The following is a 23389-nucleotide window of genomic DNA, read 5'->3' as shown; positions in this document are numbered from 1 at the left end:
GGTTACAATCGAAGAGCCAACCGATGGAATAGGAGCGTGCCATGCAAGCCAATATCACCGGTCATCACATCGAACTGACCGATGCTCTACGCGACTACGTCAATGAAAAGCTCGCGCGTCTGGAACGCCATTACGACAACATCACTACCGTCCAAGTCACGTTATCCATCGAGAAAGAACGTCACTTGGCCGCATGCACGCTTCATGCCGCGGGTGCGGATCTTCACGCCGATGCTCAAAGCGACGACATGTACGCCGCTATCGACGCCTTAACCGACAAACTCGATCGCCAACTCGTCAAACACAAGGAAAAGGTGCAGGCACGCGCTCAGGGCGCCGGTGCCCGTTAATCCGCCATGACATTGGAAAGCATCCTACCCCCCGAGCGCGCACTCTTCGGCGTCGCCGGGGGGAGCAAAAAGCGTGTGCTGGAGTTTTTCAGCACCTTCATCGCACAGAACGCACCCAGCCTCGATAGCCAGGAAGTCTTCGGGCGTCTTATCGGTCGAGAACGGCTAGGCAGCACGGGCATCGGCAATGGTGTCGCCATTCCGCATGCGCGCAATCCGCACTGCAAGGAGCCGATCGCCGGCTTTCTCCGCCTGCAGGAGCCCATCGACTTCGATGCCACCGATGGCGATCCCGTCGATTTGATATTCGTCCTGCTGGTGCCGGAAGAAGCCGACGATGCACACTTGTCGTTGCTCGCCCAGGTCGCCGCCATCATGAACGATAGCGCCATCCGCACCCGGCTACGCCAGGCGCAGACCCAACGGCAGCTTTACGACACTCTGATCGAAGCCATCCGACAGCACGATACCAGCGCAAACTGACACCCGCGTAAACTGATACTCGCGCAACACAAGGGGCGCCCATGCAGCTCGTGATCATCAGCGGCCGTTCTGGCTCCGGCAAATCGATTGCCCTGCAGGCACTCGAGGATCTCGGTTACTACGCGATCGACAACCTGCCGGCCAGTCTCATGGCACCTCTGATCGATGAACTGCGTGAAGGTCCGCCGTCGCGCACGCACATCGCGGTAAGTATCGACGCACGTAACCTTCCCGACGCCCTGCGGCGCTTTCCAGTGCTGCTCGAAGAGATTCGCGCCCGAGGCATCCAGTGCCAAGTCGTCTATCTGACCGCCGATTCGCGCATATTGCTGGAGCGATACTCAGCAACGCGCCGTCGTCACCCGCTGACGCGTACCAGTGAAATGACTCTTGCCGAGGCCATTGAGCAGGAGCAGGCGTATCTCTCGTCAATTCGCGATATCGCCGATCTGGTCATCGACACCTCCAATCTCTCGGTCCATGAGTTGCGGGGCCGTATCGCCGAGCAGGTGGCCCGTCACAGCGGCCGACATCTAACATTGACGTTCGAGTCATTCGGCTACAAACGCGGTGTCCCGCTGGATGCCGACATGGTCTTCGATGCTCGCTGCTTGCCCAATCCCTACTGGGACCCTCAGTTGCGCAGTTTCGATGGGCGTGATTCGCAAATCGTCGCGTTTCTCGAAGCCTATCCCGACGTCGGCGCGATGCTCGACGACATCCGCCAATGGCTGGAACGTTGGCTGCCCGCCTATGTGGCCACCAATCGCAGCTACTTGACCGTCGCCATCGGCTGCACCGGCGGCCAGCATCGTTCGGTCTATCTGGTCGAAGGGCTGGCTCGGCATTTCGCGACGCAAATGAATGGGGTGCGCCTGCGCCATCGCGAACTAGGGGTACAAGCGGCGCTGCCGGAGAATGGCGATGCCGCAACGTAAGCTGCAACTCATCAACAAGCGTGGCCTCCACGCACGCGCCGCCACCAAGCTAGTGCAGTGCTGCCAGTCTTACTCGTCGCGTGTACACGTCTTCCATGGCCAACGTGAAGCAGACGCCGCCAATATCATGTCGCTTCTCATGCTGGCGGCTCCCTGCGGGACCGAGCTCGACATTCAAGCAGAGGGCGACGATGCCGATGAAGTACTCGAGGCCCTCACCGCCTTGTTCGAGTCACGCTTCGAGGAAGATGCCTGATTAGCGAACAGTGTTCGTGCCAGCCCGAAGCGATGTTAACATAGCGCCTCGCTTTAGAATCGACAAAGGATGCCGATTCCTCATGAGCCCCAATCATAAGCAACTGCAACCTCGTCTGGATCGGCTCAGCGACGCCCTGGAAAGCGGTGCGTTGGACCAGGCGCGCCGCATGCTCAATCGCGGCCTGGCCCCGGTCGATGTCGCTCATCTGCTCGAGTCGACACCACCACGTGAGCGCAATGTCCTCTGGGAACTGGTCGAGCCCGACCTGCAAGGCGAGGTACTGCAATATCTGGGCGACGATATCCAGAGCGAGTTCCTGAGCCGCATGGATGCCGAGCAGCTCGTCTCGGCGACCGAAGGGCTCGACGTCGATGACCTCGCCGACTTGCTACAACGCTTGCCCAACACGGTCATTCACGAAGTCCTGCAAGCCATGGAGGCGCAGGAGCGCCAGCGCATCGAGACCGTGCTGTCCTATCCCGAGGACACCGCGGGCGGCTTGATGAACACCGACACCATCACCATTCGTCCGGATATTACTCTGGACGTGGTGCTGCGTTATCTACGCCGACACGAGAAACTGCCCGACTCTACCGATACACTGCTCGTCGTCACTCGCCGCGATGAACTGATCGGCACGCTACCGCTCAATTTGCTGTTGGTGTCCGACCCCTCGATTTTGGTCCGCGAGGTCATGAACACCGATTTTGCCTCAGTGCAGGCCACGGCCGCGGATACTGATGTCGCCAGCCTGTTCGAGAAATTCGACCTGATCTCGGCGCCGGTGGTGAGCACCGACGGCGCCCTGCTGGGCCGCATCACCATCGACGACGTCGTCGACGTCATTCGCGAGGACGCCGAGCACCAGGTCATGAGCATGGCCGGCCTCGACGAGGACGAGGACACCTTCGCGCCGGCGTGGCGCACCGGGCGTCGACGTGCCGTATGGCTGGGCATCAATCTGATCGCGGCAACCATCGTGTCGTTCGCTATCGGCCTCTTCGAATCGACCATCCAGCAAATCACCGCACTGGCCGTGTTGATGCCCATCGTCTCCAGCATGGGGGGTATCGCCGGGTCGCAGACGCTGACGGTGCTGATTCGTGGGATCGCCCTGGGACACGTCGGTGGCGCTAACGTGCAGTGGCTGCTGGTCCGCGAAATGCTCTCGGGGATGATGAACGGTGTGCTATGGGCCGTGATCGTGGCGCTGGTTGCTATCGTGCGCTTCGACGACTACAAACTCGGCGGTATCATCGCCTTGGCGATGGTCATCAATCTGACCGTCGCCGCGCTGGCCGGCACCGTGATTCCCGTGCTACTCAAACGCCTGAAGATCGATCCGGCCCTCTCGGGCGGTGTGTTACTGACGACCATCACCGATGTCGTCGGCTTCGTCGCGTTTCTGGGACTGGCCGCCGCATTTTATTGAGGCGCGACGAGCGCCGCGCCATCACATGAGACAATTCACGACGCGGCGCCGAGACCCCGCGTCGCCAAGCGCTTTACTCGCCCGCCACCGTCATGTCATCGATCAACCAGCTCCCGGTATGCACACTGCCTCGCGTATCGGTATCGCTGCCCACGCCCTGGAGATTGGCGAACATATCGCGCAAGTTGCCGGCAATTGTGAATTCCTCGACGGGGTGCTGAATCTTGCCATCTTCAACCCAGAACCCCGATGCACCACGCGAATAATCGCCAGTCACGCCATTGACGCCCTGACCCATCAATTCGGTCACGAGTACGCCACGCCCCATCCGCGCAAGCAATTCATCCCGCGAGGCCAAGGGCGCGTCGATACGCAGGTTGCGCGCTCCGCCAGCATTGCCGGTCGTGGTCATCCCCAGGCGTCGCGCACTGTACGTCGAGAGCATGTAACGCGCCAGATGCCCCTGATCGATGAACACATTATCGCGCGTAGCGACACCGTCGTTATCGAAGGCCGTGCTCGCCATGGCACCATATTCGCGTGGCTGCTCGCGTAGGGAAAACCATTCGGGGAAGACAGTCTCTCCCAGGCGGTCACACAGGAACGATGCCTCGCGATACAGGGCCCCCCCAGCGATGGCGCCCATGAAACTGCCCACCAGCCCACCGGCAAGCTCGGGCGCAAAAAGCACCGGCATCCGCCCCGTCGCCGGTGAGGTGGCCCCCAACCGGGCCAGAGTCTTCTCGGCAGCACGCCGTCCCACTGACTCGGGCGACTGCAAGTCCGCCGGATTGCGCACCGAGGTATAGTCGTAATCGCGCTGCATGTCCGCCCCTTGACCTGCGATCAGCATGCACGACAACGAATGGTGACTCCCCCGCTGGCTACCCAGGAACCCATGGCTATTACCGTAGACGCGCACGCCTTCACCACTCGACAGATTCGCCCCCTCGGAATTGACGATACCTTCGACTCCACGACCCGCAGACTCGCAGGCAAGCGCTAGCTCAATAGCGTCATCGGTGCTCAACGGCCAGGGGTGATGAACGCCAAGATCGGGCAATTCCGTCGCCATCAGCGCCGCGTCGGCCAAACCAGAAGCCGGATCCTCTGCGGTATAGCGCGCAATATCCAGCGCTTTCTCGACCACCGCACGCAGAGATTCATCGCTGGCGTCGGACGTCGACACACTGCCTTTGCGCTGCCCGACATAGACGGTCACCGCAATCCCCTGATCACGCGATAATTCGACGTTTTCCACGTCACCCAGGCGTACACCGACCTCGATTCCCTGGTCCACGCTGGCGCCCACCTCACACGCATCGGCGCCCAAGCGCTTGGCCAATTCCAAGGCCTGCGCGACGCGCGCCTCCAAGCGTGCTTGCTGCTCTACGGCATCGAAGGCCTGGCTCATGGTCTACTCCTGTACTCATAAGGCCCGAGACACTGCTCAAGGGCTCGGTAGGATTGTCGAGGAAGCCTGATATACTGCACGGTCACCCCCGAAGCATATTGGTAATGCAATGTCGATCGACCTCCCTGACCCGCAAGACGAAGAAGCAGGACGTCCCAGCAAAACCCAGCGCAAGAACGAAATGAAAGCCTTGCAGGCACTGGGCGAACGCATCATCGCCATGAGCGATGCCGAACGCGCGCGCCTGCCGCTCTCCGACGACATGCGCTTCGCGGTCGAGGAAACCTCGCGCATCCGCTCCCACGAAGGCCGTCGTCGCCACATGCAATATGTGGGCAAGGTCATGCGCCGCGAAGACCTTGCGGCCATCCAGGCCACCTTCGACGCCATCGAGCAAGAGAGCTTACACCGCGATAACGCCTTTCATCGTCTCGAGCGCTGGCGCGATCGGCTCATCGAGGACGACAGCACCGATGCGCTGGAGGCCTTCATCGCTGAACATCCCGAGGTCGATCGTCAGACGCTGCGGCAACTCATCCGCAACGCCAAGAGCGAGCGTCAGCGCGAAAAACCGCCGACGAGCGCCCGCAAATTGTTCAAACTGATTCGCGACACTGCTGGCCTCTAAGCCAAAAGACACGGCTTCGCCGCTCGAAGCTCGAAGCTCGAAGCTCGAAGCCAGGAATTTTCTTCCAGCTTCCCGCCGCGTAGCGGCGCTCTTCCCGCTTCGAGCTTTATGACTGTGTTCCGCCTACAGTGAGCTCGTCGATCTTGAGTGTCGGCTGGCCCACACCGACCGGCACGCCCTGGCCCTCCTTGCCGCAGACACCCACGCCGGTATCCAGATCGAGGTCGTGCCCAATCATCGAGACCTGCTGCATCACCTCCGGTCCGTTGCCGATCAAGGTCGCGCCCTTGACCGGCGCGGTGATCTTGCCGTCCTCGATCAAATAGGCCTCGGAGGCAGAGAACACGAAACGTCCTGAGGTGATATCGACCTGGCCGCCGCCGAAGCTCACCGCATAGATGCCCCGCTTGACGCTCTTGACGATGTCCTCGGGATCATCCTGGCCGGCCAGCATGCAGGTATTGGTCATGCGCGGCATGGTGACGTGTGCATAGGACTCGCGACGCGCGTTACCGGTCGGCGCCATACCCATCAAGCGCGCATTGAGCTTGTCCTGCATGTACCCCTTCAGGATGCCGTCCTCGATAAGCGTGTTGCGCTGACTCGGCGTACCTTCGTCATCCACGCTCAGCGAGCCACGCCGGTCGGCCAAGGTGCCGTCGTCGATGACCGTGACGCCCGGCGCGGCCACGCGTTCGCCGATACGCCCCGCGAAGGCCGAACTGCCCTTGCGGTTGAAGTCTCCTTCAAGGCCATGCCCCACCGCTTCGTGAAGCAGGATGCCAGGCCAGCCATTGCCCAGTACCACTGGCATCTGTCCAGCCGGCGCGTCGACGGCCTCCAAGTTGACCATCGCCTGACGAACCGCTTCCTTGGCGAAGCGTTCCGACACGTTCTCGTCACGCAACCGCGCCATCGAATAGCGCCCGCCGCCACCGGCACTGCCACGCTCGCGACGCCCGTCGCGCATGGCGATGACACTGACGTTGAACCGCACCAAGGGGCGAATATCGGCTGCAAGCGTGCCATCGCTGGCGCGCACCATCACCACTTCATAGACGCCGGACAGCGAGGCACTGACCTGCGTAATACACGGGTCGGCGGCGCGAGCCACGCGATCTGCCGTCTTGAGCATGGCGATTTTGTCCTCGGCGGAAAGCCCTGCCAGAGGATCTACATCGGCGTAGCGGCGCGTGGGCATGGCGGCCTGCACCGCCTGTGGCGGCAAGCGCTGGCCGCTCCGCGCGATACCCGACGCGATACGCCCGGTATCGGCCAGCGCCTCGGCGCTGATTTGGTTAGAGTAAGCGAAGCCGGTCTTTTCTCCGGTCAGAGTACGCACGCCGACACCACCGTCGATGTTATACCCGGCTTCCTTGACCTCGCCGTCCTCGAGTATCCAGCTTTCCTGCCAGCTACGTTGAAAGTACAAGTCAGCATAGTCGATGCCCGGTCCCATGGCGTGCGCCAAGCCGGTATCCAGCGCCGATAGGTCGAGACCACCCGGCGCGAGGAGCAAAGAGGTCGCCTGATTCAAGGCGCTGTCGTTGAGTGCGTTCATCGGGCGCTTTCCAGTGTCAGTTGCGGCGACGACCATGGGCCGTGCACGCGGTAATGTATCTGCGTTGCCTTATCGAGCCAGCCACCGAAGAGTTTGTCGGCAAGGTACAACCCCACCCCCACCTGCGGCGCGCCGACGAGTACAGCCGCCAGCGGTAAATTCTGGCTCACCGGCACGGTGATACTCAGTCGTTGATTGAGTGTACGCTGCACGAGATCGGCCTCGCCTTGCAAGGTGAAATGGGTGGCCGAACCGTCGATTTCAACCGGCCCTCGAGTCACGAGCTTGCCATCGAACAACGTTGCTTCGCCCTTGACGCTATTGAAGGCCGTCCCCTCCTGGGTGATATCGGAAAAGTCCAGCGTCAGGCGGCGAAAGATATTGTCTAGATTGAGCAGTCCCACCAGCTTGGCCGGGGCCGACTTGATCTGCCGGAAACGACCGTTGGTCAATGCCAGCGATACGCTGCCTTGCGCGCGCTCAACGGCAAATTGCCATGGCGCACCAGGCCATGCCAAACGCGCTTCTATATTGACACTTTCGCTGTTGACTACTTCTGGCTGCCCCAGGCGCGCAAGTGCTTCACCCAGGTTACGCCCTTTCAACGTCATCCGCGCGCGGGTGAGGCTGCCTCGTTGCCCGGCCTCTTCCCAAGTTAACTCGCCACTCGCTGTCACCCCATTGATCACCAGCGACAACGGCTTGATGCTCAAGCGCCGCGATGATGTCTGCCAGTCGGCATCGAGTGGACCGAAAGTTTGTCCGTCACGACGTATCTCGGCGACATGCAAACGTCCATCCGGCCAGCTCTTCACGCCATCCGGCAAGGCCACGGGGTCCGGCGGCGTGGCGATTTCATCACTGAGCGTTACCTTGCCATCACCCTTGGAATCATCTTCGGTGGGCCACAGAGTGTTGAGATCAAGATACGTGAGGTCGATATCGACCGGCCGCTCGGCGCCCGGCCGCCACAACGCGGTCCCCGCCGCGACGGGCCCTGCCAGCGCCAACTGCCATCCCTTTACGAGCGGCGTGATAGTGGCTTGCAAGGCACCTCGACATTGATTTCCAAAGACGACACAGGGCGTCGAAATAGCGATACGCCGCAGGCCACTTGCGACACCCTCGCTTTCACTACTCGCTGCATCGTCCGGCTCACCTGCCGATTGCGTGGTGACCGGCCGCTTGAGATCGCGTTCACGTAGCAGCGATACCCACTGCTGCGGGTCAAGGCGTGACGGCTGCCAGTCCACCGTCCAGCCATCTTGCTGCGGCCACTGCGGAGCTTGTGGCCAGTCTTCCAGCCAGACCTGGCCCTGCAAACGTTCGTCTCGCGTACGCCAACGGGCCCGCCCCCAATTCGACAGTTCGATCCGTCCGCTTCCCGAAGCCACATCGGCAGTGATCTCCAACGCCCCTTTGGCATTGAACGACTTGCCGAAGGGAGCCGGCAGATGCAGTGCCAGCCCCTGGAGATCACTGGTGACACGCACGCTTGCGTTGTTCTCTTCATCAAACGTCACGCGAGCGCGGTAGGGGAGCATGCCTTCGGCAAACGCAGGCTGTGGCGCCAGGCCGGCCCAAGCCCAAAGCCCCTCGGCACTGGCTCGTCCGGTGAACGTGAGGCCATCACCGCCTACATCCAGCTTGCCATGGAGAGGCCCTCCCAGCGCGCGCGCCTTCACCTCACCGGTCAGCAGATCCTGATCCTTGTGATGACGATAATGCAGATCACCCTGAACGTCCGTTAGCGGAAGACGCAGCATATCGATATACAATCGCGAGGCATCGACACGTCCTCGAATGTCGGCCGTCATCATCTCGGGAATCGCCAGCGGTACCGTCAAGTCAAGATCGGCCTCGACGTGGCCTTCACTACGCCAATCGGCAAAGGTATCGCCAAGACCTTCCAGCGGCGCCGCCGCAAGATAATCCAACAACGACTGGCTCGTCCCCGTCACCGACCCGCGAATACCCAGCGTATTACCCACCATCAGGACCCGCGCATCATGTGTCTCCAAGCCCATGCTCGTGGCATGCTTCACATCGGCGACAAGACTTTGATTATCGATGGATAGATGACCTGCGACGTTTTCCAGCACGGGCCATTCTGCGTCATAAGGTAACCGGCCCTGCTCGACATCCAGCTCCAACTGCAAGCGGTCATCGGGGTTGACGAACAACTGGCCTTCGGGTGCCTCGCGTTCGGTCAGCGTCTGCGATAGCGACAGATGGCCCTGGGGCACACGTCCATCGACCTGCGAAAGCCAATCGAGCAGTTCTTCGTCCATGGTCTGGGTGGGCAACCAATCGAGTAGCGGCGTATCGACCGCATCGACATCGGAAAATGCCAGGTCGAGATCGAGATGCCCCGGTATGTCCTCGGCCACTGGCAGGTGGACCGCAAAGGAGCCCTTCACATCAGCTCCACGCCAGGTAGCTTGTAACGCCTTGCCCTTGATGTCGAAGGCGTCCTCGTCACGTTGCCACTCAACATGCCCGCTTGCGGCCTGCACTTCGATCGGCTGGGCATAGACATCAGGAAAGGCAAGCGTCATGCCCGACTCATGGCGAAAACGCACACGGCCCGAGGCGTTGTCGGTGGTCACCCAGGCACTGAACGGCCCTCCACCAGGGATGCCGTCCCAGGCCGATACCCGAGCCCCCGTCAGTGCCGTACGTGAAAACCAACGACCCGCGTGCTGCCCAACCTCGAGGCCTGCAACCCGCCCCCGTGGTGCCATGTGCTCGAGCATTCGGGTATGTTCATCGGATAAGGGCAGCATGCCGCCCCACACAGCCAACGCATCAAGGGCAAAGTCACTGCTGCGCAGCCACCAGTCGTCGCCGTCGATGCGTGCCTGCACACGCTCGGGCAAGGGCAACCCTTTGCGGTCGTTGCCATCACGCTTGGCGGACAAGCCATTGGCCCAGATGTCCCAGACGCCATCGTCGTCGCGCAACGCCTGAGCACGCATGCCGATATCCTCGAACACCAACGGCGCCCCCTCGCGCCGCGTGATGACCAGCTTGGGTAGCGACAGGCGCAGGCGCACATCCTCGAGACGCGCATCGCGCCAGCGGGCCCAGAGCCGAGCGTCGCCTTCTACTGTCTTCAAGGTGTAGCGTTGCTGAGCAGTCAACACCCGCCCCAACGCTCGCAGCCCCTCGGCGTTGACATCAACTTGCAAGGCGGCATTGAAGGCGCCCAATCCACGGCGTCCGGGCAGCACCTCGAGCACCGCACTCAGGGTGGTATCCGGTTGGCCATCGATATGCATCTGTCCTTCGAGGTGGGCCTGCGAGTCACCGCCCGCCATCAGCATGCGCGGCGCCACGAGCGTGACATTGTCTTGCCGTCCATGCAGGACCACGCGCACGTCATGAATGGCGACACGTTGACGCAGAAGAGCACCGACCCAGCGATCGATATCGGCGAGGCGCAAGCGACCCGGCGACGCGATCTGATCGGGCACTTCCGCCGAAGGCCAGCCCCATCCGCCTTCCGCATTCTGGTAAAGATGAAGCGTTGCGCGTTCGACATCGGCCCTTTCGAAAACGGGATAGCCTACGCGCAGTGATGCCAGAGTATCGAGACGTGCATAGGCCTTCTGGAGACTCAACAAAGGCGGCGCTTGAGGTGACTTGGCACGCAGCGTCATGCCCGAAAGTGTCACCGACGGATTCCAGCCATGCCAATCGGCCCCCAGATGCTGCAACTCGGCACCGACGCTGAAACGCTCGGCGAGCAGCGCTTCGATATCGTCGCGAAAGGCATCGGCCTGCGTCGCCAGGCCACGCAGCACCAGCAACACCAGCGCGATAATGCCCAATACCACCGCTACGACGGTGAGCGTCCAACGCCATCCTCTTCGCAACGCGTTCATGGGCTCACATCAGCACGATGTCGTACTGCTCCTGGGAATAATGGGCTTCGACTTGGAAGCGAATCGTCTTGCCGATAAAGACTTCCAGGTCCGCCACTGCCGTCGATTCTTCGTCGAGCAGTCGATCGACTACTCCCTGAGAAGCCAGCACCATGTAGGTTTCCGGGCTGTAAGCACGCTCCTCGCGCAGGATTTCCCGAAATATTTCGTAGCACACGGTCTCCGCTGTCTTGAGCGTTCCGCGTCCCTGGCAGGTCAAGCAGGGCTCGCATAGGGTCTGCTCTAGGCTTTCGCGAGTACGCTTGCGCGTGACCTGTACCAACCCCAACTCGGTCACACCGGTCAGCTTGTTCTTGGCGTGGTCGCGCTCCAGCGCCTTCTCGAGGACACGCAACACTTGGCGCTGATGCTCGACTTCTTCCATGTCGATGAAATCGATGATGATAATGCCGCCCAGATTGCGCAACCGCAGCTGTCGCGCAATCGCGGTGGCCGCCTCGAGATTGGTCTTGAAAATAGTCTCCTCGAGGTTGCGATGCCCGACATAGCCCCCTGTATTGACGTCGATAGTGGTCATCGCCTCGGTCTGGTCGATGACCAGATACCCCCCCGATTTGAGCTGCACCTTGCGCCCCAGCGCCTTCTGGATTTCGTCTTCGACGCTATAAAGATCGAACAGCGGACGCTCACCGGGATAGTACTCGATGCACGACTCGACATCGGGCATGAATTCCTTGGCGAATTCCTTGAGCTTGACGTAATTCTCGCGGGAATCGATCCGCACGCGTTCGATATCGGCACGCATCACATCACGCAACGTACGGATGAATAAGGGCAGGTCGTCGTAAAGAAGAGCCGGTGGCACAGCACTGTGCCGACGTTCATCGACTTTGCGCCAGAGTCGCAACAGAAAATGAATATCGGCAGCCAGCTCTTCCTGGCCCACGCCCTCTGCGGCCGTGCGAATGATCACACCTCCCGGCGTCTTGTCACTCATTTCCGCCTGGGAGGCTTCGATCAGCGTCCTGAGTCGCTCGCGTTCGCTTTCGTCTTCGATACGCTGGGAAACGCCGGTATGCGGGGAGTCGGGCATATACACCAAGTAGCGCGACGGGACCGACAGATGCGTGGTCAAACGCGCCCCTTTCGAACCGATAGGATCCTTGGTGACCTGGACGACCAGCGGCTGCCCTTCCTGGAGCAAATGTGAAATCGTGACGTGCTCATCAATGGTCGCGTTGGGCGCAACGACTTCGTTGACATGAATGAAAGCCGCACGCTCGAGGCCGATATCCACGAAGGCGGCCTGCATGCCCGGCAACACCCGCACCACCTTGCCCTTATATATATTGCCTACGATGCCACGCCGACGACTGCGTTCGATGAAGGCTTCCTGCAAGACACCGTTTTCGACCACGGCGACACGCGTCTCCATGGGCGTCAAATTAATCAGTACCTCGCCGCTCATGCGTTGCCCCTAACCAGATTATCTGTCGGCATTATGGCACAGCCAGACGCTCGCCCCACAGCGAGACACCTTGGCGCGTCAATAACTTGGCAGTCTCGAAAAGAGGCAATCCGACCACCGCAGAATGACTGCCCACGATGCGCTCGACGAAGATCGCCGCCAACCCTTGAATGGCATAGGCGCCGGCCTTGTCGATGGGCTCGCCACTACGCCAATACGCGTCGATCTCATGTGGCAACAACTCACGCAATGTCACCTGCGTCGTCACGTAGGTCGACAGCATGCCATTGGGCCCGGTCACCGCAATGCCCGTCATCACTTCGTGCGTGGTGCCTGACAGCGCCGTGAGCATGGCGACGGCATCCTCGCGATCACGTGGCTTGCCCAGGACACGCTGGTCCAGCACCACTGCCGTATCCGACCCCAATGTAGGTAACGATGCCCCCACCGCCCCAGCCTGCGCCTTGTCTCTCGCCAGGCGCTCCACATAAGCGGCAGGCAACTCCCCTGCATGCGGCGTTTCATCGACATCGGCCGGCGCCACCTCGACGGCGACACCGATAGAGGTCAACAAATCCCGGCGCCGTGGCGAGGCCGACGCCAGGCGCAACGACGCTTCCCCGGATGGGGGCATATGCGTTTCCTCATGGTTTGAATGGCAGACACGACACGCGGCGAGACAGCAGGGTTAAACGATTCTCAAGCTTCGCCGCAGTACTTGCATCATGGTAAACAACCAGGGCCACAGGGCTGCGCCTACGAGCGCGGGCAGCAAGAACGCCAGATGGATCGACACCGGACCGAAGATCGTGCGCAGCCATTGCTCGATCAGTTGAATCAAGCCCAGCAAGACGAACAGCAAGACCGCCTGTTGCCAGATCGAATAGGCACGCAGGCGCTGATAGAGCAGCAGACACAGGTACGTGAGAAGCGACAATGTCAAAGCATTCTGCCCCAAGGGCGCTCCTTCGATCAGGTCCAGCAGCAAGCCGAGCACAAACCCGTGGAAGACACCGACACGTTGAGGTGCAGCGATGCACCAATAGGCCAACGCCAGGCCCAGCCAACTGGGACGCCACATCAACCATGCGTCGGGTAGCGGCATGACCTGCAGACACAGGCTCACCAACAGGGTGAACCAGATCATGAGAAGCCCTGGCAAGCGCATCATGGCCGTGACTCCTCAAGGACACCGGGCATCTCTACCGCCCCACCATTCGCTACGCTCAACGCCGCCTCGATAGCGAGTTCGCTGGTGACAGCTGCCGCTGCTGGCGAAGGAAAAAGTAACAAGAAATGTCGCGAGCGTTCGAGCTGCGCAAGTGGCCGCGCCACGACATCGGCAAAAGAATGCTGGTCGTCCCTATCAACCTGCGTCACTTCCGCAACGGGATAGCCTTCGGGAAAACGCCCCCCAAGGCCCGAGGTCGTGAGCAGATCGCCTTGCTTGATATCGGCGGTGGCCGGCACATTGAGAACACTCAGCGTATCGATCTTGCCGGTGCCCTGAACTATGAAACGCTGGCCACTGCGATTGACTTGGACCGGCACGGCATTATTAGCGTCACTCACCATCAGCACACGGCTGGTATACGCGGAGACGGCTATCACCTGCCCAACCAGGCCGGAAGCATCCATGACAGGTTGCCCGACATAAACGCCATCCCGGTGCCCCCGCCCTATCACCATCTGCTGGGTGAACGGGTCGGAATCCAGCGACAATAAATCAGCGGTGATATAGGGCACCTCATCGCGTGGTGCAGCGTTCAGCAATTCCCGTAGGCGCACGTTTTCCGCCGTCAGGTTCGCCATGCGCTGCACGCGATGTGACAGTGTCAGCAACTGCTGACGCAAGCGCTGATTCTCTTCCACCAAGGCACGCTGATCCGAAAAGACCAGCGCTGCCCAGGACAACCCCTTGCTAGGCAGGCTTACCGCCCATTGCACGGGCGCCACCACGGTACTTAGTTGCGCGCGCACATCATCCATGAAAGGCAGGCGATGATCCGCGAACATCAAGGTAAAGGCGGCAACCGCACATAACAGCATGCGGTAACTGGGCACCGGGCCATGCGAAAACAGAGGTTTGATAAGCCTTCCTCCGCAGACAGGGCGCAGCACTCACTACGCCCCATACGCCCCTGAAGCCACTCGCAACGCGGGCGGCTTCCTGGCATGCGCATAGGTGCAAGTAAAGCGAGCACCCGAGGCATCATTCGCTGGACAGCAACTCGAAGGTCCGCTGATCGATCATTTCCAATGCTTTACCGCCGCCGCGCGCCACGCACGTCAACGAGTCCTCGGCGACGATGACCGGCAGCCCCGTTTCCTCGGCGATCAACTTGTCAATATCACGCAACAACGCGCCACCGCCGGTCAGCACCAAGCCTCGCTCGGCAATGTCCGACGCCAGCTCGGGAGGCGATTGTTCCAGGGCACTCTTGACTGCCGCGACGATAGACGACAACGGATCCTGCAAGGCATCGAGAATCTCGTGCGAGTTCAGCGTGAAGCTGCGCGGAATGCCCTCAGCCAGATTGCGGCCGCGCACATCGATTTCACGCAACTCACCGCCCGGATAGGCGCACCCGATTTCTTCCTTGATACGCTCGGCGGTCGCCTCGCCGATGAGGCTGCCATAATGGCGACGAACATAGGCCGTGATCGCCTCATCAAAGCGATCGCCGCCCACGCGAATCGATTCGGAATACACCACGCCATTGAGCGAGATGATCGCGATCTCGGAGGTCCCTCCACCGATATCGACGACCATCGACCCCGTCGCTTCCTCGACCGGCAGACCGGCGCCAATGGCTGCTGCCATGGGCTCTTCAATGAGGAAGACCTCACGTGCGCCGGCGCCTTCCGCGGATTCCTTGATAGCGCGCCGTTCGACCTGGGTCGACATGCACGGCACACAGACCAGAACCCGCGGGCTCGGCGTCAAGAAAGTACTTTGATGCACCTTGCGAATGAAGTGCTGGAGCATCTGCTCGGTGACGGTAAAGTCAGCGATGACGCCGTCCTTCATGGGACGGATCGCAGTAATATTGCCAGGGGTACGACCCAGCATACGCTTGGCATCGATCCCCACGGACGCGACGCTGCGCATATTGCCAGACTGGCGGATGGCCACGACCGACGGCTCGTCCAGCACGATACCGCGACCGCGTACATAAATCAGTGTGTTGGCGGTACCCAAGTCGATCGATAGATCGCTCGAGAAAAGCCCCCGTAAACGTTTAAACATGGAAGTCTTTCACCTAGTCCAGACCGGAACCCTGTGCGGACGCAAACGGTATCATCGCGGGGGTGGCGCGGCAAGCAAAGGCCTGTCAGCGCGCGCCAGATATGGTAGATTCTGGGGTTATTCCGGCGTAAGACCTTCATTGACGCGGCGATGACATGCGCCGCGCGGCATCTATCAAAGGTAACCCGATATGGCGATCGAACATGCAGACGTGCTCCGCGCTGCCCACCTGGCCCGCGTCGGCTTGAGCGAGGATGAGGCGACCGGTTACGTCGATGACTTGAGCCGCATTCTGGAGATGGTCGATCAGCTTCAAGCCGTCGACACCCGAGGCGTCACCCCATTAGCGCATCCGCTGGACGCCACTCAGCGCCTACGCCCCGACGAAGTGACCGAACATAGTCAGCGCGAGCGCTTTCAGGCCTGCGCCCCGGCCACCGAGGACGGTCTCTATCTCGTCCCGCGCGTTGTCGAGTGAAGTTTCCTCGTCAGGATTCGAACCAGGAGTCATATTCTTCCATGCATGACAAGACCCTCACGGAGCTTGCCGACAGCCTTGAAGCGGGCGAGTTCTCCAGCCGGGAGCTGTGCCAAGCGGCACTTGAACGCATCGAGCATCTCGATGGCGAGCTCAACAGCTTCATCACCGTGACCAGCGAACAGGCATTGGCCAATGCCGACGCCGCCGACGCCGCTCGCAAGGCCGGTGATGCCGGCCCGCTCGCCGGCCTGCCGCTGGCCCTCAAGGACATCTTCTGCACCCAGGGCGTACGCACCAGTTGCGGCTCGAAGATGCTCGACGACTTCGTCTCGCCCTACGATGCCACGCTGGTCGAAAAGCTGCGCCAGGCCGGCGCCGTCAACATCGGCAAGACCAATATGGACGAGTTCGCCATGGGCTCGTCCAATGAGAACAGCTTCTATGGGCCGGTCAAGAACCCATGGGACCTGAGCGCCGTGCCCGGCGGTTCCTCGGGCGGTAGCGCGGCCGCCGTCGCCGCAGGACTTGTGCCCGCCGCGCTGGGAACCGATACCGGCGGCTCGATCCGCCAACCGGCGGCCTTTTGCGGCATCACGGGTCTAAAGCCCACCTACGGTCGGGTCTCGCGCTATGGCATGGTGGCCTATGCCTCGAGCCTCGACCAGGGCGGTCCGCTAGCGCGCACCGCCGCCGATTGCGCCCTGCTGCTCGAAACGATCGCCGGCCACGACGTTCGCGATTCCACCAGCGTGGCACGCGTCGTACCCAACTACACCGCCGAGCTCGACACCTCGCTTTCCGGCCTCAAGATCGGCTTGCCCAAGGAGTACTTCGGCGACGGCCTCGATCCCGAGGTCGAAACCGCGGTGCGCGAGGCGATCAAGGTCTATGAATCGCTAGGCGCCAAGGTATGCGAGGTCAGCCTGCCGCATACACATCTGGCGATCCCCGCTTACTACGTCATCGCCCCGGCGGAAGCCTCTTCCAACCTCTCGCGCTATGACGGCGTGCGCTTCGGCCACCGCTGCGATGATCCGACGGATCTCGAAGATCTGTATAAGCGCACACGCGCAGAAGGCTTCGGCGAAGAAGTCAAGCGGCGCATTCTGATCGGCACGCATACGCTCTCCGAAGGGTTCTTCGATGCCTACTACCTCAAGGCACAACAGGTGCGTGGCCTGATCCGTCAGGACTTCCTCGACGCTTTCGACGAGGTTGACGTGCTGATGGGCCCGACCGCACCGACGCCCGCCTTCGACCTCGGCGCGCAGAAAGATCCGGTGTCCATGTATCTGCAGGATATCTACACCATCGCCGTCAACCTGGCCGGTATTCCGGGTATCAGCGTTCCCGCCGGCTTTGCCGGTAACCGTCCGGTAGGCCTCCAGGTACTGGCCCCACACTTCGCCGAAGCCCAATTGCTCGGCGTAGCGCACCAGTTCCAGCAAGCCACCGACTGGCACCTCAAGCGTCCGGCATTTGGCAAGGAGACGGCATGATGCAGTGGGAAACCGTGATCGGGCTCGAGGTTCACGTTCAGCTCGCCACTCAATCCAAGATATTCTCCGGCGCATCCACCGCCTTCGGCGCCGAGCCCAACACGCAGGCCTGCGCCGTCGACCTCGGCATGCCCGGCGTGCTACCGGTGCTCAATGAAAACGCCGTGGCCATGGCGGTGAAATTCGGCCTCGCCATTGATGCCGAGATTCCTGAGACCTCGCTGTTCGAGCGCAAGAACTACTTCTATCCGGACCTGCCCAAGGGGTATCAGACCAGCCAAATGGCGCAGCCCATCGTCGGTCCCGGTAATGTCGAAATCACCCTCGATGACGGGTCAGTGCGCACGATTCGCATTCATCACGCCCATCTTGAGGAAGACGCCGGCAAGTCGCTCCACGAGGACTATCACGGCATGACCGGCATCGACCTCAACCGCGCCGGCACGCCGCTTTTGGAGATCGTTTCCGAACCCGACATGCGTTCGGCCAAGGAGGCAGTCGCCTATATCAAGGCGCTGCATGCCATCGTCACCTATCTCGGCATCTCCGACGGCAACATGGCGGAAGGCTCGATGCGCTGTGACGTCAACGTCTCGGTGCGCCCCAAAGGCCAGGCGGCATTCGGCACACGTGCGGAAATCAAGAACGTCAACTCGTTTCGTTTCGTCGAGAAGGCCATCGCCTTCGAGGTCGAGCGCCAGATAGAACTCATCGAGGACGGCGGCAAGGTCCTTCAAGAAACCCGGCTGTTCGACCCCGAACGTGACGAGACACGTGGCATGCGTACCAAAGAGGAAGCCAACGACTACCGCTACTTCCCCTGCCCCGACTTGCTGCCGGTCACCCTCGACAGTGCCTATGTCGACCACCAGCGCGCACGCATGCCCGAGTTGCCCAGCGAAAAGCGTCACCGCTTTGAAAACCAGCTAGGTCTTTCCGCCTACGATGCCGGCGTGCTGGCTTCAAGCCGCGCCATGGCCGAATACTTCGAAGCCGTCAAAGAAACTTGTGACGATGCCAAGCAAGCCGCCAACTGGGTACAAGGCGAACTATCCGCCAACCTCAACCGCGAAAACCTGGAAATCGGCGACAGCCCGGTCACGGCCGAACAGCTCGGCGGCCTTATTCAGCGCGTGATGGACGACACCATCAGTGGCAAAGCCGCCAAGCAAGTCTTCCAGGCACTCTGGGACGGTGAGGCGAACAGCGCCGATGCCATCATCGACGCACGCGGCCTCAAGCAGGTCACCGACACCGGCGCCATCGAAGGCATGATCGACCAGGTCATCGCCGACAGCCCGGTTCAGGTCGCCCAGTACCGCGAAGCCGAAGAAGCCAAACGCGGCAAGATGATCGGCTACTTCGTCGGCCAGGTCATGAAAGCCTCGCGCGGCACCGCCAATCCGCAACAGGTCAACAGCCTGCTCAAGCAGAAGTTGGATGACACCTGACAGCATCCTGTCGGCCTTACCCCAGCCACCAGGACAGCAACAACAGTAGCAACAGCACGCCGGCCACGACTTTCCATAGCGTGGCCGGTTGTTGCCATGGCTGGCGGGCCTTGGGATCGTCGCGGCGCTTGGGCGTGCGTAGATGGGAGGCAAACTCGCCCAGGCGCCGAAACCGCAGCGCACGCTGGGGATCGAGCGCACGCCGCAGGGCGCTATCGAGCTCGGCATCGATGGCAGGATTGTAGCGGCGTGCACTGGTGTAACTCATGCGTTCGAGATCGGTATGGCTGCGTAACTCGTTGGGGGCCAACGCATAGGGCTGATGCCCGGTCAGCAACCAGTAGATGGTCGAGGCCAACCCATACTGGTCGCTACGCCGCCCTACCTCAGTGTCCAGCGCATATTCCGGCGCGCTGTGCTCATTCAACCCGACCTGACGCGCCAGTTCACGCGCACCTTGCTGGCTATCGCTTTCGCGCAGGTGGCAAGCGCCGAAATCCGTCAGCACCAGTTGGCCATGCGAATCGACCATCAGGTTATCGGGATGAATGTTCTGATGCAGCACATCGCGACGATGCAGGGCCTGCACTGCCTTGACCAATTGCCGCGCCAAATCCAGACGCGCCCCGAGACTGGCCTGGGGATGGCGCAACGCCCAGTCGCTGAGCGATTCACCCTTGATGTAATCGATAAGGTAATACTGGTAACGGCGCGGTCGGGCCGGATCCACGACCTTGGGCACGAACGGTGAATTGACGCGCTGCACCACCCACTGCTGAAGCGCGAAATGTTCCTGATAGGCGTTGCGCAGCGACAGCTCAGGGCTGGGCGCCTTCATCACCATCTCCTGCTCGTTGCGCACATCGTGCACGCGATAGACGCGTGACCTGGCCGTACGCGACAACACCTCCTGCACCTCGAGCCCATCGAGACGCTCACCCGGGGTCAATTCGGGGGGTACCGGCAAGTCACCATACAACGTCATGGGATGCTCGGGCTCAACCTCCTCGGGCAGCCGGTCGATACGTACCAGTTGGAAGCAGAATTGATCGCCGCCGTAACCGCGCTCCTGCGCCCGGGCCAGCGCCGCTTCGGCCAGACGCTCGCAGGCCGCATCGAGATCGCTGACATCGGCACGGATCAGTTGCACGAAATCCGAAGGCAGCAGAGTGCCGCGCACGGCTTGGGTGGTAAACAAGAAAAGATCGCCCTGCTTGAGCGAGTCCGTCACGTAATCGATGTCGAGACTGCCATCCATACCCATCGCGCGCGATGGGTAGCGGTAGCCGCCCAGATCGGTGACGTGGTCACGAGACATTTGCTCGAATTCGGCGCCTCGCAGGCGGAACACCAAGGTGTCCCCCATATGAAAGAGATGCACCTCACGATGCCGGAACACCATGGCCGATAGCGAGCAGATATAACTGCCGCCTTCGATGTAGGCGCTTTGGCTATAACTCCAGCCATTCAGGGCACGCAGCACACGATGCGCCGATGTCTTGACGTCCCAATGCTCCGGCGTCGAGTAGTAATCGGCGAGAAAGCCCCGTACGCTCAGGTCTCCGGCCTGCTTGGCGATGGCGTTACGCCAGGTGGAATCACTGATCAGGGCGCAGGCGCCCTTGGCGGACAATTGCGAACCGCCGGGTATCTGCACCGACATCGAACTGCGATGGCGACGCCGATCCGGTGCCACGAATGCCTGACCGAAGCTGATAGAAAGGCTGCTTTCCGTCAACGTGCGTCTCCTTGTCGATGATGATGAGACGGATAATTCCCGCGTTCTCGGAGCATGACAACGCAAGACGACGATTGCATGATGTCATTTACGTCCCACGTCGGTTGGTAAACGCTGGACGCTACTCGTATAATTTCTCGGATTTTCTTCCGCTGGTGTTCAACCTGCAAACCGCAAGGACTCGACGATGAGTTTCAACAACATTCCCGCAGGCAAGGATCTTCCCAACGACGTCTACGTGGCGATCGAGATCCCGGCCAATCACGCACCGATCAAGTACGAGATCGACAAGGACATGGACGCGCTGGTCGTCGACCGCTTCATGGCCACGCCGATGTTCTACCCGGCCAACTACGGTTTCATCAACAACACCCTGGCCGACGACGGCGATCCGCTCGACGCACTGGTCGTCACGCCGTATCCGGTTCAACCCGGGAGCGTGATTCGTGCGCGCCCGGTCGGCGTACTCAACATGTCCGACGAAGCCGGCGAAGACGCCAAGCTGGTCTGCGTTCCGCACTCCAAACTGAGCGCTCTGTATGACGACGTGCAGGAAGTCACCGACTTGCCTGAGCTGCTGCGCCAACAGATCGCGCATTTCTTCGAGAACTACAAGGATCTCGAGAAGGGCAAATGGGTGAAGATCGACTCCTGGGATGGCGCCGACGCCGCTCGCAAGGCGATCGAGAAGGCTGCCGACGCTTACACCAAAGCCTGAAGCGCTCGCTGCCAGCCCAACACCCCGCGCCGGAGATACCGTGCGGGGTGTTTTTTTGAGGCTTATTGCGACCCGAGATCGCTGCGTATCTCTTGGATCAGTTGCGATGCCCGCAGCGTGTAGTTGGCCATCATCAGCGAGTGATTGGCGAAAATGCCAAAGCCGCTACCATTGAGCACCACCGGACTCCAGACGCGTGCCTGCGAGGCTTCAAGCTCGTCGATCAGCCGATCATATGCCTTGCCGACCCCGGCCGCCTCGATGGTCGGTGCAAAGTCACGCTTGGCCGCCTTGAGCAGGTGCATCAAGGCCCAGGTGTTCCCGCGCGCTTCGAAGAAGACGTTGTCGACGCGCCACCACGGGGTGCTCTCGCTATCCTCGCCTGTGTCGATATCGACGCTGTGGCGCTCGGCGCCCCCCACGCTTGCCGCTAGATGCTGCGTCTGCTGGTCGAGCCGAGCTTGCACGCGTCCTAGCCAAGCGGACAACGCTGACGCATCCTGCGAGAAGCTCGCTTGCTGTTCACGTAGACGCCCCAAATAATCGCGCAGCGCCTCGCGCGCCTCTTGGTAACGCCCTTCGGCGGACGGAAAGCGCCAGGCATCGCTACGCGTTTCCAAGGCATCGACAACTTGTTGCAGATGGTCGTTATCGCTGTCGGTAATGGCACCTTTGAGGGACACGCTCATGGCCCGCACTTGCCCGAGCACGCCATATTCCCAGCTCGGCATGTTATCCAGCCACAGTCCAGGCGGGGCGATATCGTTGCGCAAATAGCCACCGGGCTTGTCGAGCAAGCTGCCGAGTAACGTCAGCGTAGTGGCGGTCACCGTCTCGCCGGGATGTGGCGCGTTCGACGCCGCCTCGGCAGCAGACGGCTGCGCGGCACCGCGCTGTATGCCCACGGCATCATCGACACTGAAGTCGTCGGGCCGCTGGCTCCACCAGATACCCAGCGCCACGCAAACCGCAAGGTAGATGACCAGCAAGGCAACCAGGGGCTTCCAGATCCAGCCATACTGGGGCGATTCCAGAACATTGCGCTGGTGACGCTCACGCTTGCGAAAAAGAGCCATAAGACGTCCTTGTGATGAAGTTGAGAGCCATGACTTCCATCCTACCACGCAGTCGCATCTTTGCCGCCGCAATAGGTGCATGATCGAACATCATCATCCTTCGGGAGCAAAAAAGTCACTGCATGCATTGCAAACTAGACAGCTCGTCCGTTTTTGGGCAAACTTCGCCCACGCTAACGATATATGGCACCTGCGGCGGCATCTTGCGTGATCGTGCCGTGATCTAAGCCAATCCTGAACAGGTTAACAGCGTCGATCTGGACTCATGACATGGCGAATCTTCTCGTACTCAACGGCCCTAACCTCAACCTGCTCGGTACACGCGAGCCAGGCGTTTACGGCACCACTACCCTCGAGGATATCCACCTGCGTCTGACCCAACGCGCGTTGGATGCCGGCCATCGACTCGACTGGCTGCAATCCAACGCCGAACACTTACTGGTCGAACGTGTGCACTCGGCGCGTGACGACGGGACCGACTTCATCCTGATCAACCCCGCCGCCTTTACGCATACCAGCGTTGCCCTGCGCGACGCGCTCACGGGTGTCGCCATTCCTTTCATCGAGCTGCATCTTTCAAACGTGCATGCGCGCGAGCCGTTTCGCGCGCACTCGTATTTTTCGGATGTCGCTCGCGGCGTCATTGCCGGATTCGGCGCCGACAGTTATGAGCTTGCCCTGGAAGCCGCACTCCGCCAGCTCGGCTGACCGCATCGCTCCGATGGCAAGCCACGCCACCTCACATTTACATTGATC

General features: G+C 61.0%; 21 protein-coding genes. 11 read left to right on the top strand and 10 right to left on the bottom strand.

Annotated elements, in window-relative coordinates:
* The first annotated feature begins 41 nt into the window (after positions 1-41).
* The 5 genes from hpf to mgtE all read left to right on the top strand — a co-directional run bounded on the left by hpf (position 42) and on the right by mgtE (position 3462).
* The gene (gene hpf / locus RVY79_RS07600) at positions 42-350 is read left to right on the top strand and encodes a ribosome hibernation-promoting factor, HPF/YfiA family (RefSeq protein ID WP_317463496.1); all 309 of its coding nucleotides are present in this window, start codon (positions 42-44) and stop codon (positions 348-350) included.
* Positions 351-356: 6 nt separating this feature from the next.
* Positions 357-833 (top strand): PTS IIA-like nitrogen regulatory protein PtsN, encoded by a 477-nt coding sequence (ptsN, locus tag RVY79_RS07595; RefSeq protein ID WP_317463495.1) that lies wholly within the window; start codon positions 357-359, stop codon positions 831-833.
* A gap of 41 nt (positions 834-874) precedes the next feature.
* Positions 875-1771, top strand: coding sequence for an RNase adapter RapZ (gene rapZ / locus RVY79_RS07590; protein ID WP_317463494.1), 897 nt, complete (start codon positions 875-877; stop codon positions 1769-1771).
* Positions 1758-2027, top strand: coding sequence for an HPr family phosphocarrier protein (locus RVY79_RS07585; protein WP_317463493.1), 270 nt, complete (start codon positions 1758-1760; stop codon positions 2025-2027). Before rapZ ends, RVY79_RS07585 begins: the two co-directional genes overlap by 14 nt.
* Before the next feature lie 82 nt (positions 2028-2109).
* On the top strand, positions 2110-3462 hold the full coding sequence (mgtE, locus tag RVY79_RS07580; protein WP_317463492.1) for a magnesium transporter: 1353 nt from the start codon (positions 2110-2112) through the stop codon (positions 3460-3462).
* Between the two features lie 73 nt (positions 3463-3535).
* Here the strand turns inward: mgtE and pmbA are convergent, their stop codons facing one another.
* On the bottom strand, positions 3536-4876 hold the full coding sequence (gene pmbA / locus RVY79_RS07575) for a metalloprotease PmbA (protein WP_317463491.1): 1341 nt from the start codon (positions 4874-4876) through the stop codon (positions 3536-3538).
* Between the two features lie 109 nt (positions 4877-4985).
* On the opposite strand from pmbA, the gene yjgA reads away from it, so the two are divergent.
* Positions 4986-5504, top strand: a complete 519-nt coding sequence (gene yjgA / locus RVY79_RS07570) for a ribosome biogenesis factor YjgA (protein WP_317463490.1) — start codon at positions 4986-4988, stop codon at positions 5502-5504.
* Between the two features lie 106 nt (positions 5505-5610).
* Here yjgA and tldD read toward each other — a convergent pair whose 3' ends face one another.
* The 7 genes from tldD to RVY79_RS07535 form a co-directional block, all read right to left on the bottom strand.
* Positions 5611-7065, bottom strand: coding sequence for a metalloprotease TldD (tldD, locus tag RVY79_RS07565; RefSeq protein WP_317463489.1), 1455 nt, complete (start codon positions 7063-7065; stop codon positions 5611-5613).
* Entirely contained in the window at positions 7062-10952 is a 3891-nt protein-coding gene (locus RVY79_RS07560) for a YhdP family protein (protein ID WP_317463488.1), read from the bottom strand. Before RVY79_RS07560 ends, tldD begins: the two co-directional genes overlap by 4 nt.
* Positions 10953-10956: 4 nt before the next feature.
* Complete coding sequence (rng, locus tag RVY79_RS07555; RefSeq protein WP_317463487.1) at positions 10957-12420, bottom strand: ribonuclease G; 1464 nt, start codon at positions 12418-12420, stop codon at positions 10957-10959.
* A 31-nt stretch (positions 12421-12451) separates the two neighbouring features.
* Positions 12452-13054: a Maf family protein gene (locus tag RVY79_RS07550; RefSeq protein ID WP_317463486.1), complete on the bottom strand. Its 603-nt coding sequence runs from the start codon at positions 13052-13054 to the stop codon at positions 12452-12454.
* A 54-nt stretch (positions 13055-13108) separates the two neighbouring features.
* On the bottom strand, positions 13109-13591 hold the full coding sequence (gene mreD / locus RVY79_RS07545) for a rod shape-determining protein MreD (RefSeq protein WP_317463484.1): 483 nt from the start codon (positions 13589-13591) through the stop codon (positions 13109-13111).
* Positions 13588-14511, bottom strand: coding sequence for a rod shape-determining protein MreC (mreC, locus tag RVY79_RS07540; protein ID WP_317463904.1), 924 nt, complete (start codon positions 14509-14511; stop codon positions 13588-13590). Before mreC ends, mreD begins: the two co-directional genes overlap by 4 nt.
* A gap of 121 nt (positions 14512-14632) precedes the next feature.
* On the bottom strand, positions 14633-15670 hold the full coding sequence (locus RVY79_RS07535; RefSeq protein WP_317463483.1) for a rod shape-determining protein: 1038 nt from the start codon (positions 15668-15670) through the stop codon (positions 14633-14635).
* 190 nt (positions 15671-15860) lie between these two features.
* Here RVY79_RS07535 and gatC point away from each other — a divergent pair, with 190 nt between their 5' ends.
* Genes gatC through gatB form a run of 3 tightly spaced genes read left to right on the top strand, consistent with a single transcriptional unit; the run spans position 15861 to position 19101 of the window.
* Positions 15861-16148 (top strand): Asp-tRNA(Asn)/Glu-tRNA(Gln) amidotransferase subunit GatC, encoded by a 288-nt coding sequence (gene gatC / locus RVY79_RS07530; RefSeq protein WP_317463481.1) that lies wholly within the window; start codon positions 15861-15863, stop codon positions 16146-16148.
* Positions 16149-16189: 41 nt separating this feature from the next.
* Complete coding sequence (gene gatA, locus RVY79_RS07525; RefSeq protein ID WP_317463480.1) at positions 16190-17650, top strand: Asp-tRNA(Asn)/Glu-tRNA(Gln) amidotransferase subunit GatA; 1461 nt, start codon at positions 16190-16192, stop codon at positions 17648-17650.
* Positions 17650-19101, top strand: coding sequence for an Asp-tRNA(Asn)/Glu-tRNA(Gln) amidotransferase subunit GatB (gene gatB / locus RVY79_RS07520; RefSeq protein WP_317463903.1), 1452 nt, complete (start codon positions 17650-17652; stop codon positions 19099-19101). Before gatA ends, gatB begins: the two co-directional genes overlap by 1 nt.
* A 16-nt stretch (positions 19102-19117) precedes the next feature.
* On the opposite strand, the gene RVY79_RS07515 is transcribed toward gatB, so the two are convergent.
* Positions 19118-20764, bottom strand: coding sequence for a protein kinase domain-containing protein (locus RVY79_RS07515; protein WP_411161718.1), 1647 nt, complete (start codon positions 20762-20764; stop codon positions 19118-19120).
* A gap of 262 nt (positions 20765-21026) precedes the next feature.
* Between RVY79_RS07515 and ppa the strand changes: the two genes are divergently transcribed.
* Positions 21027-21557: an inorganic diphosphatase gene (ppa, locus tag RVY79_RS07510; RefSeq protein ID WP_246900836.1), complete on the top strand. Its 531-nt coding sequence runs from the start codon at positions 21027-21029 to the stop codon at positions 21555-21557.
* A gap of 62 nt (positions 21558-21619) precedes the next feature.
* Here the strand turns inward: ppa and RVY79_RS07505 are convergent, their stop codons facing one another.
* The gene (locus RVY79_RS07505; RefSeq protein ID WP_317463477.1) at positions 21620-22633 is read right to left on the bottom strand and encodes a DUF2333 family protein; all 1014 of its coding nucleotides are present in this window, start codon (positions 22631-22633) and stop codon (positions 21620-21622) included.
* 270 nt (positions 22634-22903) lie between these two features.
* Between RVY79_RS07505 and aroQ the strand changes: the two genes are divergently transcribed.
* Positions 22904-23341 (top strand): type II 3-dehydroquinate dehydratase, encoded by a 438-nt coding sequence (aroQ, locus tag RVY79_RS07500; protein ID WP_317463476.1) that lies wholly within the window; start codon positions 22904-22906, stop codon positions 23339-23341.
* Positions 23342-23389 lie beyond the last annotated feature (48 nt).

This window comes from Chromohalobacter sp. HP20-39 (genome assembly GCF_033052815.1).
Classification (GTDB): domain Bacteria; phylum Pseudomonadota; class Gammaproteobacteria; order Pseudomonadales; family Halomonadaceae; genus Chromohalobacter.
The sequence above is the reverse complement of the archived record's forward strand: the minus strand, read 5'-3'. Positions and strand labels throughout refer to the sequence as shown.

What these genes read in the sequence shown, in the direction of transcription:
- mgtE (WP_317463492.1), top strand. Translation starts at nt 2,110, where the DNA reads ATGAGCCCCAATCATAAGCAACTGCAACCTCGTCTGGATCGGCTCAGC.
- hpf (WP_317463496.1), top strand. Translation starts at nt 42, where the DNA reads ATGCAAGCCAATATCACCGGTCATCACATCGAACTGACCGATGCTCTA.
- rapZ (WP_317463494.1), top strand. Translation starts at nt 875, where the DNA reads ATGCAGCTCGTGATCATCAGCGGCCGTTCTGGCTCCGGCAAATCGATT.
- ptsN (WP_317463495.1), top strand. Translation starts at nt 357, where the DNA reads ATGACATTGGAAAGCATCCTACCCCCCGAGCGCGCACTCTTCGGCGTC.
- tldD (WP_317463489.1), bottom strand. Translation starts at nt 7,065, where the DNA reads ATGAACGCACTCAACGACAGCGCCTTGAATCAGGCGACCTCTTTGCTC.
- RVY79_RS07550 (WP_317463486.1), bottom strand. Translation starts at nt 13,054, where the DNA reads ATGCCCCCATCCGGGGAAGCGTCGTTGCGCCTGGCGTCGGCCTCGCCA.
- gatA (WP_317463480.1), top strand. Translation starts at nt 16,190, where the DNA reads ATGCATGACAAGACCCTCACGGAGCTTGCCGACAGCCTTGAAGCGGGC.
- yjgA (WP_317463490.1), top strand. Translation starts at nt 4,986, where the DNA reads ATGTCGATCGACCTCCCTGACCCGCAAGACGAAGAAGCAGGACGTCCC.
- RVY79_RS07535 (WP_317463483.1), bottom strand. Translation starts at nt 15,670, where the DNA reads ATGTTTAAACGTTTACGGGGGCTTTTCTCGAGCGATCTATCGATCGAC.
- RVY79_RS07560 (WP_317463488.1), bottom strand. Translation starts at nt 10,952, where the DNA reads ATGAACGCGTTGCGAAGAGGATGGCGTTGGACGCTCACCGTCGTAGCG.
- gatB (WP_317463903.1), top strand. Translation starts at nt 17,650, where the DNA reads ATGCAGTGGGAAACCGTGATCGGGCTCGAGGTTCACGTTCAGCTCGCC.
- gatC (WP_317463481.1), top strand. Translation starts at nt 15,861, where the DNA reads ATGGCGATCGAACATGCAGACGTGCTCCGCGCTGCCCACCTGGCCCGC.
- rng (WP_317463487.1), bottom strand. Translation starts at nt 12,420, where the DNA reads ATGAGCGGCGAGGTACTGATTAATTTGACGCCCATGGAGACGCGTGTC.
- mreD (WP_317463484.1), bottom strand. Translation starts at nt 13,591, where the DNA reads ATGATGCGCTTGCCAGGGCTTCTCATGATCTGGTTCACCCTGTTGGTG.
- RVY79_RS07585 (WP_317463493.1), top strand. Translation starts at nt 1,758, where the DNA reads ATGCCGCAACGTAAGCTGCAACTCATCAACAAGCGTGGCCTCCACGCA.
- aroQ (WP_317463476.1), top strand. Translation starts at nt 22,904, where the DNA reads ATGGCGAATCTTCTCGTACTCAACGGCCCTAACCTCAACCTGCTCGGT.
- RVY79_RS07505 (WP_317463477.1), bottom strand. Translation starts at nt 22,633, where the DNA reads ATGGCTCTTTTTCGCAAGCGTGAGCGTCACCAGCGCAATGTTCTGGAA.
- RVY79_RS07515 (WP_411161718.1), bottom strand. Translation starts at nt 20,764, where the DNA reads ATGTCGGTGCAGATACCCGGCGGTTCGCAATTGTCCGCCAAGGGCGCC.
- ppa (WP_246900836.1), top strand. Translation starts at nt 21,027, where the DNA reads ATGAGTTTCAACAACATTCCCGCAGGCAAGGATCTTCCCAACGACGTC.
- pmbA (WP_317463491.1), bottom strand. Translation starts at nt 4,876, where the DNA reads ATGAGCCAGGCCTTCGATGCCGTAGAGCAGCAAGCACGCTTGGAGGCG.